The organism is Clostridium facile, assembly GCF_014297275.1.
GTDB lineage: Bacteria > Bacillota > Clostridia > Oscillospirales > Ruminococcaceae > Massilioclostridium > Massilioclostridium facile.
This window is the reverse complement of the sequence record NZ_JACOQK010000001.1, coordinates 772706-788527: the sequence shown is the minus strand read 5'-3', so window position 1 is coordinate 788527 and position 15822 is coordinate 772706. Positions and strand designations below refer to the sequence as shown.

Below are 15822 nucleotides of genomic sequence, written 5' to 3'. Positions count from 1 at the left end.
TATTTTAATCAAACACTATTCTTGTTTTTCCTTAATTTTATTCTTCTATCACTGGAATTCCAGAAGACCGAGCACGGTCTAAAACATCATCCAATGGATTTTCTTCGGTTTCCTGTGTCTTTGTCCCTTTAATTAAAATCCGATATTTCCGGCCAGTGTAACGGAAGATGATTTCATCCATCAATTCTTTTTTACTCTGGACAGTTTCTTTAAACACAGCGTTTGGGGATTGAATCAATAACCGATCCCCGGAAGTCATGGCATAGGACCCTCTTAAGATGCCAAACAGCATTCCAGAACTCTCCCCTATTTCCTGAACAATTTCATTCCAACATTCCAATGGTTCTGGCCGTTGTTTTAGCTTTGGTTCTGTTTTGGTTGAAGTTGCTGACTGTTCTACTGGTTTAGTTTGTGTTGGCTGTTCCAATTGGTTCTTCTCTTCTTTTACAGAAGAATCCATTTTTTCAGACTCTACCGGAGCAGCAGCTATACCATATTTCAATTTACTTTCCAACTGATCTAAACGGCGGTTAATACTATCTAACTGATAATCATATTTTGGAGAAGAAAGTTTGACAAAACAAATTTCCAACTCCAGCCGTTTATTGCTGACCCTACCCAGTCGGTCCATTGTATCCTGCAACACTGTCAGGCAATGGATAATTTGGGAAAGCTTCAAGGGTTCCGCTTCTTGTTGGAACTGGTGTAACTCTTCATCAGATACAGAAAGCATTTGTTGATCCGCTGACCCTACTTTTACCATCATTAAATTGCGGTAAAAATGAATCAATTCTTCACAAAGACGTTCTAAATCCTTGGATTTGGAGTAGAGCTCATCCAGTAAAGTCATTGCCCTTGCTGTATCCTGCTCCATAATTGCCTGATGGAATTCAAACAAATATTCCCTTCCTGCTACACCAGCAGCAGACGCAACTACATCAGCAGTAATTTCAGAAGAATACGCAACACATTGATCCAATAAACTCAATGCATCTCTCATCCCCCCATCTGCAAGGCGGGCAATCATCCCCGCTGCGTCCGGTGTCAAAGAAAAATCTTCCTGAGTACTGATTTTCAGCAAGCGTTGCACGATATCATCGGTTTTAATCCTTCTAAAATCAAACCGCTGGCAACGCGATAATATTGTAACCGGTATTTTATGTACCTCAGTAGTTGCTAAAATAAAAATAACATGAGCCGGAGGTTCTTCCATAATCTTTAACAAGGCATTAAACGCCCCTATACTCAGCATGTGGGCTTCATCGATGATATATACCCGGTATTTACAAGACACTGGCGTAAAATTTGCCTCATCCCGCAATTCACGGATATTGTCCACCCCATTATTGCTGGCAGCGTCAATTTCGACTACATCTAAAATGGAACCATCCTCAATCCCTTTACAGATTTCACATTTTAAACAGGGCTGCCCATCCACTGGATGCAAACAGTTCACAGCCTTTGCTAAAATTTTAGAACAAGTAGTTTTACCTGTTCCCCGAGAACCAGTAAAAAGATAAGCATGCGCCACATGGTTATGTTTGATTTCATTGGTAAGGGTTGTGGTAATATGGGGCTGGGAGATAACATCATCAAAATTTTGAGGACGCCATTTCCGATAGAGAGCCAGATACATACCATTTCACCCTTTCTTAGAAAAACAACCCACCCACAATGTGGATGGGTTTGTACTTCCGACCATGTTTTCCAGTTAACAGTCTCACAAGCAGGTATTCAGGTGAATCTGCGGCGCACGGCAGAAGCTGCTTAATGCTGCTCGGTTCCCCGCCTGACATGGTTCGCAGAACGCCATCGCACAGAGCCCAAACACCTGCGTGTCAGGCTGTTAATTGAAATTGCTATATTATTATACTATAACTGGAACGAAAATACAATAGCCAATTGCAAATTTTTTGTAAAGCTAGATTATATTAAATGCCATGCAATAATGAAACCTTATATAAAAAACACCGAAATATGTGAAACAAAATAATATTTTATCTTCTCTAGTGATAACGATATTCAGGTTTAATAAATGAAACTCCATTTTGTTTCATATCCAGCCAGTCCCCTGTCAGTTCTTCTGAAAGGATTTCATACACAAACAGCCAGTTTTTGTTGAAATCCTCCTCATTTTGGCTCAGTTGCAGAGCATATTTTTTCAGTTCTTCCACGGTATCGTTTGCTCCTTGCCTTTGGAAATACAAAAAACTCAACAGGCAAAACAAGCAATCACCGCTATGGACTACCTGAGCAATATGGAAATTTGGAAGCTCAAAACCGTATTTCATCGCATAATAAATGGCATAACAGACTGCCTCATAGTTATGTTGTTGTAAACCGGACTGATATATTTTCTGGGATAGAAACGCAATCTGTTCTGAAGTTACACCAAGTTGTGAAAAAACTGTAGTCTCCAATTGAGGGATTAAATAAGGATAAAGCAGTACCAAATGGAATATGGTTTTGATGCTGTATTCTTTTGCTCCTGGAGTTAATTCTTGCCCTTTTAATACCTGGATGGCATAATTCAGGATAGCAGAATTCATCTGGTTTGCTTGCATTAATTCGATAGCAGAATCCAAATATGCCCTAGCAGATCGGAAATCAATCTGATGATGGGAATTTAGAGGGACAGAATTGATTTTACGTACCCACTGTTCTACTGATGCAACGGGGAGCTCACATATTTCAGTCTTTTTGTGGTTTAAGGATAAATCAAAGCTTTGCAGCTCTTCCCCTAAATCCACCAGAAATTTCTGCCCATCTTCATAGGAGGGGACATAGCAGGTGTAATCGTCAATATTGCGGATGTACCGCCAGCCTTTCTGATAAAGATGACAGTCAATTGCGGTTAAAATAATCTCAGATAAAACATTGGAACTGTGCGGCCCAATCAATAAGCCACGGGATTCCCCATTGTTCGTATGCTGGGCATAGTGGCTCAATTGATGGCACCACTGGGCTTCTGGTTTATTTTCCTTGGCGGCTTCCTTCCCCACCAAAGCCCAAGAAATTGCCTGTGCGCAAATGCTAGGAAAACAACTGGAAATATCCGCTTTTACTAAATACTTGCACCCTATCATCAAATCTGGTTCTGGCATCCCATCCAGTTTCCAATTTTTATAGTTCATAAAGAAGATAGGGGTTTTTCCCTCCATTTTGCGGATGTGGATTCTGCTGACCATATAATCCTGTTCTGCAGTCTGTTTTGTAAAATGTTCTTTCAACCTATCCCAATAATCTGCAATGCAACGACATAACCGTTCGTATGCCATAGGGTTTGGAATACCTAACATACGGGGAATGTTGATATTCCTCATGCTTTCATACGAAATATATGGTTCCTTTTGGTCAAAAAATGGATTTGAGCGAACCTGACAATAGGCAAAAAAAGGTTCTGAGGTTAAAACTGGCGGGAGTTTTTCGGTAAACATTCCATAGGCTACTAGTCCTTTATACAGTTCTTCCGCCGTAAGCTCATCCATAAATTCAGCATAGGTTTTTGGCATAGTTACACCTTCTTATCGTTGATCATCCTTTTTATTGTTTCAATGACAGAATATTTTATGCCTTTATTTTCCCCTCCCTACTATATGTAACTACTAAAATATGATTCTATCATGGTCTGTGGATTTCCTATCCACTAGTTGCGGTATCATTTCATCTTTCATTTATTTTATAGATTAAGCCCTGTTTGAAAACATCTGTTCTACAACCACTATAAAAAGAAATGAGGTTAACCTGGTAATAGCCCATTGTTATGTAGTACAGCCTTCCTTTAAAATGCTTGCTCCATTTCTATAGAAGCAAAAACGAAAAATGGCATAGTCTTTTGACTATGCCATAAAATGATTTATTGAATTGAGTCAATACGGAAAATGCGTTTATACAGGTCATTCCGTTCCATCAGCAACATCAATGGAATGCCAATTGCATAACACACAATCGCTTGACCAATGAATACGCTGAAAAAGTTCATCCAAAATGCCGCCATGCTGGCCGCACCATCGGTGAAGAAAATAGTAATCTCTATCCCAACAATGATTGCGTTTACAATAACAGCCGGGAAAGGCCCTAACAGATATCTTACTGCACGGTTTTTGGATTTTCCAATCCATCGGGTTAAAACAGCAGCGATTAACGAAGCCATCGTTCCAAACAGAACATCCCAAATCATTGTTTTTCCTAAAGATAAACCAATAATATTAGCGAGCAGGCAGCCGACTGTCAACCCTGGTATTGCAGATGAAGTGTACATTGGCAATACAGTCAATGCCTCACTTAGCCTGAGCTGAACGGCCCCATATGCAAATTGGGCAATTACAAAAGTTAACACTGCATACATGGCCGCAATCAAAGAAGCGGATACTAATTGATAGATTTTTTTACTATTTTTCATTTTTTCAAAGTCCTTTCGTAGTTTTGTTTTAAGTCAGGAGTTTGCGACTGACTGGGATGGCCTTCCACCCCAATTTTTGTATCTTAACGCACAAAAGTGCGGAACAAAAAGGTAGGGCATCCAATCCAGTTGGATGCAGGTCCGCTGTTTAAGCGGAAAATTTGCCATATCCATGGCTAGAGCAAAAAGAATATGTAAAAGAACAAAAGGGTGAAATCAAACAGGATTCCAACACCAAACAGCGCCGCCATCATTTTGTTTTCTGTCACCAGGCTCAGGACTACCCCAATCCCCATGACAACCAATAAAATAACAGACAAGATAAAAACAGCCATATTGTTTGACCTCCTATTTTGGCGGAATCTCTAGTAAAACCGGTTTCCCCTTTGATTTTCCGTGAAATCCCCTGTAAATCCTTTGGAATGGAAAGTACCCTTTTGTCCATTTGATAACCAAATCACCGAAAATGGATGGTAATATCACGCTTGCAATGCCTTCATAATCATCTCTTTCATCATAGCAGGGTTGCCTTTTCCTTTGGTGGCTTTCATACATTGCCCCATCAGGAAGCCCAACGCATTGGTTTTACCATTGTGGTAATCGTCAACGGATTTCTGGTTATCCGCCAGAACTTTTGCAACAACCGCTTCCAGTTCAGAACTATCGGAAATCTGTGCCAATCCTTTTTCTTTGATGATATCATCCACTGATTTTTCAGTAGCCATCAGTTCCTCAAATACGGTTTTTCCTGCGGAGTTGGAAATCTTGTTATCCTGGATTGCCACAATCAATTCCGCTAAACGTGTTGCATCAAGTTTGGTTTCAAAAATGGATTTTCCAGTTTCATTTACCACTTTTGCAACATCGCCCAGTACCCAGTTAGAAGCGTTTTTCGGCAGTACCTTGCTGTTGGCAGCCAGTACGTCCTCGAACAGTTTGGTACGTTCTAGGTTATCCGCAATCAGCTCTGCATCTGTCTGGGACAAGCTATAATCCTTCATGTAACGGGCAATTTTATAGTTTGGCATTTCCGGAATCTGTTTTTTCAAGTCCTCAATATAGGATTCTTCCAAAACAATGGTTTTCAAGTCTGGTTCCGGGAAGTAACGGTAATCGTGGGCATCCTCTTTGGAACGTAGTGGGACAGTCTGCCCTTTAGCGTCATCCCAACGGCGGGTTTCCTGTTCAATTACTCCGCCAGCTTCCAATACTTCCACCTGACGTTTGAACTCATATTCAATGGCACGTACCGCACCACTAAAGGTATTGACGTTTTTCATTTCACAACGGGTTCCAAATTCCTGGCTGCCCTTTTTGCGGACAGAAACGTTTACGTCGCAACGCATGGAACCTTCCTGTAATTTCGCGTCGGAAATTCCTAAATATAATAAGTAAGATTTGATGGTTTCCAGATAAGCCCTTGCTTCTTCGCTGGAACGCATATCCGGTTCGGAAACAATTTCAATTAATGGCACACCGCAACGGTTGAAGTCCACCAGGGAACCCGCAAAGCTATCATCGTGCAACAGCTTTCCAGCGTCTTCCTCGATGTGGATACGGGTAACGCCAATCCGTTTCATTTCTCCATCTACGATGATATCCAAGTAGCCGTTTTCACACAATGGTACATCAAACTGGGAAATCTGGTAAGCCTTTGGCAGGTCAGGGTAAAAATAGTTTTTACGGTCCTGTTTGGAAATTGGGTGGATGGTACAGTTCAAAGCATGCCCCATCTTGATAGCGTATTCCACTACTTTTTCATTTAAGGTTGGCAGTGTCCCCGGCATACCAGTACAGATTGGGCAGCAAATCGAGTTTACTTCCAAACCAAATTCGTTTTTACAAGAACAATATATTTTTGTGTTGGTACAGAGTTCCGCATGGACTTCCAAACCAACGACCATTTCGTAATCAGACATGGGTGCCCCTCCTAGTTCAATTCTGGAATTTGACCAAATCCGCCCACAATATTTTCATAGCATTTTGCTGTGTTGAGCAGGGTTTGTTCAGAGAAATGTTTACCAATCATCTGCATACCGATTGGCATACCGTTGACGTCTTTTCCACAAGGGATATTGATAGCTGGTAGGCCGGCAATATTCACGGTAACCGTACAAATATCGTTTGCGTACATTTTTAGTGGATCATCAATGTTCTGCCCAATATGGAACGCAGTACATGGAACGGTTGGGGTAACAATCAGGTCATATTGCTGGAAACTGGTTTCAAATTCCTGGGCAATCTGACGTTGCAAGAATTTTGCCCGTTTGTAGTAAGCATCGTAATAGCCGGAACTCAACACAAAGGTACCCAACATAATACGGCGTTTTACTTCATCGCCAAACCCTTCGCTTCTGGTATTCTCATACATTTCAATCAGGTTATTATAATGTTCAGAGCGGTATCCATATTTTACGCCGTCAAACCGAGCCAAGTTGGAAGAAGCCTCCGCAGAAGAAATAATATAATAAGCAGAAAGGGCGTAATCTGTGCCTGGCAAGGAGATTTCCGATACGGTAGCGCCCTGTTTTTCCAATTCTTTTACAGCATTCATTACAGATGCCTTTACTTCCTCGTCGATTCCTGCCCCAAAATATTCTTTTGGAACCGCAATCTTCAAGCCTTTCATATCCGGATTTAACTGTTTGCGGAAATCTGGGTATTCTTTATATTCACTGGTAGCGTCGTGCTTGTCCCATCCACAAATAGCAGAATACAACAACGCAACATCGTCCACTGTTCTGCCCAAAGGACCAATCTGGTCCAAAGAGGAAGCAAACGCAACTAGCCCATAACGGGAAACACTGCCATATGTAGGCTTTAACCCTACCACACCACAGAAAGAAGACGGCTGCCGGATGGAACCGCCGGTATCGGAACCCAAAGCAATTGGGCATTCCCCTGCTGCTACCGCAGCCGCACTACCGCCAGAAGAACCGCCTGGAACTTTGGTTAAATCATGAGGGTTACAGGTCTTTTTAAAATAGGAAGTTTCGGTGGAGGAACCCATTGCGAACTCGTCCATATTTAACTTCCCAGTCATAACAAAATCCTGCTGGTTCAGTTTGTCAATCACAGTAGCATTGTAAGGTGGTACAAAGTTGTACAACATTTTGGAAGAGCAGCTAGTCAATACATCTTTGGTACAGATATTGTCTTTTATGCCAACTGGAATTCCAGCCAAAGGGGAAAGCTGTTCCCCAGCAGCAATTTTAGCGTCTACTGCTTTTGCCTTTTCCACTGCCTGCTCTTTGCAAAGGGTGACATAAGCGTTTACTTTATCCTCAACTTTGTCAATCCTGTCAAATACAGAATTGGTAATTTCTTCGGCAGAACATTTTTTCTCTGCCAGCATTGCGCCTAACTCTGTGGCGGATAATTGATATAATTCCATGGGTGAAGCTCCTCCTTTATTCCATTACTTTTGGCACAACAACACAGCCAGCCTGTACTTGAGGCGCGTTTTTTAACAATTCATCCCGGCGGAAACTAGGTTCTACCTCATCTTTGCGCATGGTCATTGGGTGGTCTGGATCAATCAGTGTGCCGTCCCCTTGAATGTCTGGAAGATGTTCTACCATCTGAATGATATTTGCCATTTCGTTCGCGAATTTTTCTTCCTCACTTGGGTCAATTTTCAGCCTGGAAAGTTTCGCGATATGCTGGATATCAAATTCCATTTTTCCTACCTCCTGTAACAACTTTTAGTATCTAAATATCTATGTAGTTGGGCAAACAAAATTTGCCCATGAAGCAACTAGTTTATTTTGCCAACAGCTCTTTGAGCTGTTCTTCCTTTAAAATAGAAATCCCTAAATTTTGCGCTTTGGTCAGCTTGCTGCCGGCTTCTTCCCCCGCTACCACGTAAGAAGTTTTTTTGGATACACTGCCGGTTACTTTCCCTCCTGCTGCCTCAATGAGTGCTTTTGCCTGGTCACGGGTCATGGTGGGCAATGTCCCAGTCAACACAAAGGTAAGGCCTTGTAAAGCAGTTCCTTTTTCTACCTGTTCAGATTTCATATTTACCCCAGCTTGTGCCAGTTTTTCAATCAACTCTTTGGTTTTTGGTTGCTGGAAAAACTTTACGATATTGTCCGCCATCACGTCACCGACGCCATAGATTGCAGAAATATCCTCTGGTTTCGCTTCCATCAACTGATTGATGTCAGCAAATTTTTCGCAGAGCAATTTTGCCACGCTCTGGCCTACATTGCGGATACCCAGCCCAAACAACAGCCGCCACAAGGGGTTCTGTTTGGAACCTTGGATCGCATTGATTAAATTTTCCGCTGATTTATCCGCAAACCGTTCCAGGTTTAATAAATCTTCCTTTTGTAAGGAATACAAATCAGCGGTGGACTGTATTAGCCCTTGTTCCACCAAAGCGGTGACATTGGCAATCCCCAGACCTTCTATATTCATGGCACCTCTGGACGCGAAGTGGATAATATTCCGCAAACGGGTTGCCGGACATTCTGGATTTTCACATCGCACCGCAACTTCATCCTCATTGTGGATAACTGGGCTACCGCAAACTGGACAGTTTTCTGGAAGGCGGAAGGGCTCGCTCTGTTCCCCATGGGAAACCACTGCCACCACTTCCGGGATAATGTCCCCCGCTTTTCGGACCAGGATGGTATCTCCAATCCGGATATCTTTTTCGTCAATAAAATCCTGATTGTGCAGCACCGCACGGCTCACCGATGTGCCTGCCAGTAAAATTGGGTCAAATACCGCTACTGGGGTCAGTACACCTGTTCTACCTACATTTACTTCGATTTCCTTTAATACAGTGGGCTTTTCCTCTGGAGGGTATTTAAATGCCATCGCCCATTTGGGGTATTTTGCACCTGCCCCCAACAATTCGCGCTGGTTAAAATCATCTATCTTGACCACTGCGCCATCAATATCAAACGAAAACTGCTCCCTGGCGTCTCCAATCCTACGGATTTCCTCCAACGCCTGTTCTATATTAGAAACCAATTTATACTGGGGAACGGTTTTAAAACCAAGACTTGTTAAATAATCCAGGGATTCTTTATGGGAGCTCAATTCTTTCCCTTCTATTTGCTGGATGTTAAATACAAAGATATCCAACCCACGTTCCGCAGCAATTTTGGAATCCTTCTGTCGAAGGCTGCCTGCCGCCGCATTTCGGGGATTTTTAAACGGCTGTTCTTCTTCCAGCTCCTGTTGCTCCACTAATTTTAAAAATTTTTCACGGGGCATATACACTTCCCCACGTACCTCCAAATAAGGTAATGTTTCACGGAGCCGCAAAGGAATCGAATGGATTGTCCTTAAATTAGCGGTGACATCCTCCCCTATGAACCCGTCCCCACGGGTAGATCCACGGAAAAATTCACCGTCACGATATTCCAGCGAAACGGATAGCCCATCAATTTTGGGTTCCACTACATACTGGAACTCAGAGAGCTTTTCCCGGACACGCTGGTCAAACTGCAACATTTCCTGTTCAGAAAAAGCATCCTGTAAACTGCCCATCTGAACAGTATGAGTCACTTTTTCAAAACTACTCAACGCCTGTCCTCCGACCCTTACAGTGGGGGAATTGGGCGAACGGAGTTCTGGAAACGCTTCTTCCAAGTTTTCCAGTTCCCGCAATAATTTATCGTATTCAAAGTCGGAAATTTCCGGCCTATCTAATACATAGTATTGATAAGAAGCTTCATTTAATTGGGATGTTAGTTGTTCTACACGTTCCCGTGCTTGTTCGATTTGCAAAAATATCCCTCCGTTTTACTCTAATCTTATATATTTTACCATAGATTGCATTTTTTTAAAAGGATTATTTTCAAAAAATATAAATTGTGTTTTTCTCTAAATTTGTAGAAAAAATCACATTGCTTCCATTTGCCGCATAGATTATACCACATAGTGTTGCGCTCAGAATAGATTACGGAAGGCAAATGGAAAATTCCTTACAGTTGTATTGATAAATGGGAGGTGTCGTATGCCGGTTTCCAAAAACTTTAAACGCTCAAAATCCAAACGAAAAAAATATGGGGTCCGGTTTATTGTAGTTGGAATAATTCTGCTGACCTCGTTTTTTTTGCTGGATTCTCAGCTACGCCCTATTGTCAATCAAATGGCAGGCTATCAGGCAAAAGAATATGCAACAACAGTAGTGAATCAAGCTGTTAGCAAGCAGTTGGAAGAAGATCCAGAATCCTTTGAAAATCTATCTAAAATGGAAAGACTAGAGGATGGTACCATCAGTTCCATTCAGGCGAATATTCCTAACTTAACACAAATTCAAACCAATGTTATTCATACAATTACTCAAATCCTCTCTGAAATTGGAACCACTCAAGTAAATATCCCTTTAGGAAACTTAACCGGTATGCTAATTTTTTCTGGTAAAGGTCCTAATATATCAATTCAGCTTCTTCCACAAGGGACGGTACATACCCAATTAACTAGCCAGTTTGAAGACGCCGGTATTAACCAGACAATCCATCGGATTGTATTGACAGTAAAAATTGAAATGCTTGCTCTTTTTCCCTGCTATTCCTCCGAAGTCAATGCTTCTATTGACTACATTTTATCAGAAAATATCATTGTGGGAAAAGTCCCCCAATATTATACCCAAATTATTGGCGAATCAGAACAATCTCTCGAAACTGCAACAAACCATAGCAATTCCCAAAGGCTTAGTTCTATGGCTCCAGAAACGCAATAAAAAGTTCAAATAAAAGGTTGTTTTGATAATATTTGAATTTTTTCTTGCATTTATGTCGAAATTATGTTAATATAATGAAGTTAGTTTGACTTTAAGTAATAGTTCAAACAAAAAGTTCTCTGGAGAGTCTCGGTTTACTGAGCGCTGAAGGTGTACGGCATTCTAAAAGAAAAAGGATGTTAATCTCTCAAGCAAAAGGACAGAGCGCATAAAGCTTATGTTCTTACTCTTTAAGAGGGCCGAAATCAAATTTGATTTTGGCTTTTTTTATTGCATCAGATGTATGGGGAATGTATCAAAAATAATACAAAAATATAAGTTGAAAAAATATCAATTTATATTTTTCATAAGAAAACACGATACAGCCTTGCATCTACCCAAATAGAATTTTAGTTAGAGAGGATTGTGTGTTTTCTTATGTTGGACAAAATAGGTGAATGGCTAACCATTATTGATGGTTGGGTATGGGGAATCCCTTTAATTGTATTGATTTTAAGTGCGGGTATCTTTTTAAGTATCCGGCTTGGTTTTTTACAAATCCGCCATCTTCCAAAAGCACTAAAATTTATGGTGAAAAATGAGGAAGGCGGCGATGGTGAAGTATCCAGTTTTGGAGCATTATGTACCGCTTTATCCGCAACCATTGGTACTGGTAATATTGTCGGGGTTGCAACAGCATTGGTTGCTGGTGGTCCTGGGGCTCTGCTTTGGATGTGGCTGGCTGCATTCTTTGGCATGGCTACCAAATATGCGGAAGGTGTTTTGGCCATTAAATACCGTACGATTGATAAAGATGGACATGTTTTGGGCGGCCCTTTTTATTATATCGAAAACGGCATGGGCAAAAGGTGGAAATGGCTCGCGAAAATCTTTGCCTTTTTTGGAATGTGTGTAGGTTTGATGGGAATTGGTACCTTTACACAAGTAAATGGTATTTCTTCTGCAGTCAATAACTTTTTTGACCCCAATAACCAGCATACAATTACTATTTTTGGAATGGAATATTCTTGGTCCGTTTTAATTGCCGCTGTAATTTTAACCGTTTGTGTTGGTTTGGTTGTTATTGGAGGTTTAAAACGTATTGCTACGGTATCCCAAGTTGTTGTCCCAGCAATGGCCATTTTGTATGTAGTATTCTGTGTATTAGTATTAATCTTTAATGTAACCAAAATTCCAAATGCAATTGTTACAATTGTAGAAAGTGCATTTGGCTTACGTGCTGCTGCTGGCGGTATTTTAGGTGCCATGATGGTAGCCATGCAGCAAGGGATTGCCCGTGGTATCTTCTCCAATGAAGCTGGATTAGGTTCTGCGCCTATCGCTGCTGCTGCCGCAAAAACAAAAGAACCTGTTCGCCAAGGTTTGGTTTCCATGACAGGTACATTCATTGATACAATCATTATCTGTACTATGACAGGTCTTTGTATTGTTTTAACTGGTTCCTGGGATATGGGATTAGAAGGTGTTGCGGTTACTACTAATGCGTTCCAGGCAAGTTTGCCATTTCCTCCTGTTGTATCCTCTTTTGTATTAATGCTCTGCCTGGTATTCTTTGCATTTACCACTATTTTAGGATGGAATTATTATGGGGAACGTTGCTTAGAGTATTTGTCTGGTGGAAGCAAAAAAGCTGTCATGACCTACCGCTGGCTGTACATTACCGCTATTTTTATTGGCCCATTTATGACAGTATCCGCTGTATGGACAATTGCTGATATCTTTAATGGATTGATGGCATTACCAAACTTAATTGCAATTTTTGCACTAAACGGTGTAGTAGTAGCGGAAACGAAAAGATATTTTAATAGTAGAAAAAGCAAATTGCAAAAATAAAGCTTCATATTAAATGAACAGGGAACTCAAATGAGTTCCCTGTTATTATTTATAGAAAACGAGATAATCATCATAAGCAAAAAACTTAGATGATAAAGAAAAATTCCTATCCTTTCCTAGTAGTGATGAATGATTGATCCCAAAATGATATACGTAACTTAAATCTTTGGAACGATATATGAAATATAAGGAGATTATTGATGTACAGAATCATTTCTCTGATTTAAACTATTGTGAGGATTGCTTTCTGGATTTTACTTGTACTGCTTTCTTTATTGTATTAACCAGGCAAAATAGTAAAAATCCCATTATTCCACCAAGAGTATTGTAGGTAAGATCGGATAATTGGAATGCTCCTAATCTAGTAATCAATTGTATTGTTTCAATCAAAAGGGATGTACCAAAGCTAATACTGAAAGCAAGCTTAAGCTGTTTCCACCAGGAATATTCCCGTAATTTTGGAAAGCTAACATATAACAAACTTAAATATGGGATGAAAAAAATAATATTTTCTATGGATTCATAATTTACTTTACCATTACTGCCAATTCCTAGCCACCAGCCAGCCATCCATTTCTGTAACGGATTATCCCAGATAAATGTCCTGCTCAACAAAGTGTAATCAAACAAAAAATAAAGATAGATACAGAAAAGTAATCTCGCACGGAAAACAGAGTGATTTTTGAATTTGGAACACCATTCCTTGATTACCTGCTTCCAACCGAATCTTTGCAGATAATTCATAACAACCGTTGCCAAAACAGCAAATAGGCTGGCAGGTATAATATAATGGGAAAACGCATCTAAAATATCATATAAAATTGTTACGACCGCTTGCATAAATCCCCCATTTAATGATATGGTATTATTCTTTCTCACTATTCCTATTTTACAACTTGTTTTTTAATGTTCCTTTTCTAATCCTTTTGCAATAGGTAAACTCTGGGCTTATTGAGATAAACCCAGAGTTTGAAATGGTATGTTTGTTTTGATTAAATTGCATCTATCCCGTGTTCCCCGGTTCGAATACGAATGACATCATCCAAATCATAGATAAAAATTTTACCATCTCCAACATTACCAGTATATGCCACTTTTTGGATTACATCCACTGTTTTTTTCACCCATTCCTCTGTGGAGACAACAATTTCAAATTTTACCTTTGGTAACATATTGATTTCTACTTTATTTCCACGTACTACATTGGTGTATCCTTTTTGATGTCCACATCCCATGACTTGATAAACAGTTATTCCATGTACATCTATTTCGTTTAACGCTTCCTGTAAATCAATATATTTCTCTTGGCGTACAATCGCCTCAATTTTTTTCATTGAAATAAGCACCTCTTTTCCGATTAATCCATACCGTTAAATGTTGGGTAAGCATTTTCCCCGTGTTGTGAAATATCCAACCCGATCTTTTCGTCCTGTTCAGATACACGCAATTTGCCAAACAGCCGTGTGATTCCATAACAGATTAATGTACCAACTACTGCAATTGCAATTGTGATGATAATACTTTCCACTTGTGCTACAAACAGGTGGTAATCTCCAAAGAACAACCCATCCCATTGCGCTGTGGAAGTAACCCCGCCTGGAAGCTCTTTCATCGCAAACAATCCTGTTGCGATACCGCCCCAGATACCGCCGATTCCATGGCAACCAAACGCATCCAAAGCATCATCAATTTTTAATTTTTTCTTTAATAAAATTACACTGAAATAGCAGATTGGGCTAACTAGCAAACCAATAATAACACTAGCCCATACAGGTACAAATCCAGCACCTGGGGTAATTGCCACCAAACCAACAACCAAACCTGTACAGCTACCTACAATAGTTGGTTTTCCTGTCATAATCGTATCAATAATCATCCAGGAAATCAATGCGCTGGCAGAAGAAACAGCGGTGGTTGTAAATGCATGAACTGCCAGGCCATCTGCCGCAAGGGAACTGCCTGCATTGAATCCGAACCAGCCAAACCAGAGCAATGCCGCCCCAAGTACCACAAATGGAACATTGTGTGGCGCGTAACTTGCCCGATGGTATTCCCGGCGGTTTTTCAACAGCAATGCCAATGTTAATCCCGTTACACCGGAGCTGATATGTACTACGTTTCCTCCAGCAAAATCAACACTGCCGATTTGTGCTAAGAATCCGCCACCCCATACCATATGTGCCAACGGATAATACACTACCAAAGACCATAAAGCGGTAAAAATGAGCAAAGATTTAAATTTCATACGTCCTACAACGCTTCCGGTAAACAATGCCGGTGTAATGATGGCGAACATCATCTGAAATACAGCGAAACATGCATCCGGAATCGAAAGCCCTCTGGTGCTTTCTGTCATGCTAACATTATTAAATCCTAAAAATTCCAATCCGCCGATGACAGAACCATGATCTGTCCCAAAAGACAATGAAAAACCAAACAAAATCCACATCACAATAGCAACACCACAAATAAACATACAAGCCATCATTGTATTAAGTACATTTTTACGGCGTGCCAACCCTCCATAAAAGAAGGCAAGCGCTGGCGTCATTAAAAAAACAAACGCCGCACTTATTAAAATAAAACCTATGCTTCCTGCGTTCATAACCATTCTTCCTTTCAAGGTAAAATAAAAAAAGGCGCTTGACAACTCATTTGTCAAACGCCTTTGTTTGTGCTTCCATTGTATCACCCCATTTATTTTTTGTCAAGTAATTTTTTAAATTCATAATATTTACATAATTATCAACTACAATGATGGTATAAAATTGTGAGATTGGAAGGTTTGACGTAAAATAAAATGAAAAAAATAAGAATTATTTTCATTTTACTGTTGTATTTTTTGTGTTTGTGATTTAAAATAGAATTGTACTATTCTATCATA

At 40.4% G+C, this 15822-nt stretch carries 13 protein-coding genes, 1 other RNA gene and 1 riboswitch; of the genes, 2 read left to right on the top strand and 12 right to left on the bottom strand.

The annotated features are described in order from the left end of the window. Positions 1 to 37: 37 nt before the first annotated feature. The 9 genes from dnaX to ligA form a co-directional block, all read right to left on the bottom strand. Entirely contained in the window at positions 38 to 1636 is a 1599-nt protein-coding gene (gene dnaX, locus H8Z77_RS03215) for a DNA polymerase III subunit gamma/tau (protein WP_186996179.1), read from the bottom strand. A gap of 93 nt (positions 1637 to 1729) precedes the next feature. Then, positions 1730 to 1829, bottom strand: an RNA gene (ffs, locus tag H8Z77_RS03210) — signal recognition particle sRNA small type. Between the two features lie 177 nt (positions 1830 to 2006). After that, complete coding sequence (locus H8Z77_RS03205) at positions 2007 to 3512, bottom strand: RNA-directed DNA polymerase (protein WP_186996178.1); 1506 nt, start codon at positions 3510 to 3512, stop codon at positions 2007 to 2009. Positions 3513 to 3856: 344 nt separating this feature from the next. Continuing rightward, positions 3857 to 4402, bottom strand: a complete 546-nt coding sequence (locus tag H8Z77_RS03200; RefSeq protein WP_069988722.1) for a QueT transporter family protein — start codon at positions 4400 to 4402, stop codon at positions 3857 to 3859. A 176-nt stretch (positions 4403 to 4578) separates the two neighbouring features. Then, positions 4579 to 4737: a hypothetical protein gene (locus H8Z77_RS03195; protein ID WP_159427368.1), complete on the bottom strand. Its 159-nt coding sequence runs from the start codon at positions 4735 to 4737 to the stop codon at positions 4579 to 4581. Positions 4738 to 4881: 144 nt separating this feature from the next. After that, on the bottom strand, positions 4882 to 6321 hold the full coding sequence (gene gatB / locus H8Z77_RS03190; RefSeq protein WP_069988721.1) for an Asp-tRNA(Asn)/Glu-tRNA(Gln) amidotransferase subunit GatB: 1440 nt from the start codon (positions 6319 to 6321) through the stop codon (positions 4882 to 4884). Between the two features lie 11 nt (positions 6322 to 6332). Next, the gene (gene gatA / locus H8Z77_RS03185; RefSeq protein WP_186996177.1) at positions 6333 to 7796 is read right to left on the bottom strand and encodes an Asp-tRNA(Asn)/Glu-tRNA(Gln) amidotransferase subunit GatA; all 1464 of its coding nucleotides are present in this window, start codon (positions 7794 to 7796) and stop codon (positions 6333 to 6335) included. Between the two features lie 16 nt (positions 7797 to 7812). Then, entirely contained in the window at positions 7813 to 8082 is a 270-nt protein-coding gene (gatC, locus tag H8Z77_RS03180) for an Asp-tRNA(Asn)/Glu-tRNA(Gln) amidotransferase subunit GatC (RefSeq protein ID WP_186996176.1), read from the bottom strand. 82 nt (positions 8083 to 8164) lie between these two features. Further along, positions 8165 to 10147: an NAD-dependent DNA ligase LigA gene (gene ligA / locus H8Z77_RS03175; protein WP_186996175.1), complete on the bottom strand. Its 1983-nt coding sequence runs from the start codon at positions 10145 to 10147 to the stop codon at positions 8165 to 8167. 229 nt (positions 10148 to 10376) lie between these two features. Between ligA and yunB the strand changes: the two genes are divergently transcribed. Both yunB and H8Z77_RS03165 read left to right on the top strand, forming a co-directional pair. Beyond that, a complete protein-coding gene (gene yunB / locus H8Z77_RS03170; RefSeq protein ID WP_186996174.1) occupies positions 10377 to 11105 on the top strand; it encodes a sporulation protein YunB in 729 nt (242 codons plus the stop codon). Positions 11106 to 11214: 109 nt separating this feature from the next. After that, positions 11215 to 11318, top strand: a riboswitch (glycine riboswitch). 204 nt (positions 11319 to 11522) lie between these two features. After that, entirely contained in the window at positions 11523 to 12938 is a 1416-nt protein-coding gene (locus H8Z77_RS03165) for an alanine/glycine:cation symporter family protein (protein WP_186996173.1), read from the top strand. Positions 12939 to 13166: 228 nt separating this feature from the next. On the opposite strand, the gene H8Z77_RS03160 is transcribed toward H8Z77_RS03165, so the two are convergent. The 3 genes from H8Z77_RS03160 to H8Z77_RS03150 form a co-directional block, all read right to left on the bottom strand. Next, positions 13167 to 13778 (bottom strand): VanZ family protein, encoded by a 612-nt coding sequence (locus H8Z77_RS03160; protein WP_186996172.1) that lies wholly within the window; start codon positions 13776 to 13778, stop codon positions 13167 to 13169. A 152-nt stretch (positions 13779 to 13930) separates the two neighbouring features. Then, on the bottom strand, positions 13931 to 14272 hold the full coding sequence (locus H8Z77_RS03155; RefSeq protein WP_069988714.1) for a P-II family nitrogen regulator: 342 nt from the start codon (positions 14270 to 14272) through the stop codon (positions 13931 to 13933). Between the two features lie 23 nt (positions 14273 to 14295). Then, positions 14296 to 15549: an ammonium transporter gene (locus H8Z77_RS03150; RefSeq protein ID WP_333724056.1), complete on the bottom strand. Its 1254-nt coding sequence runs from the start codon at positions 15547 to 15549 to the stop codon at positions 14296 to 14298. Between the last annotated feature and the right edge of the window lie 273 nt (positions 15550 to 15822).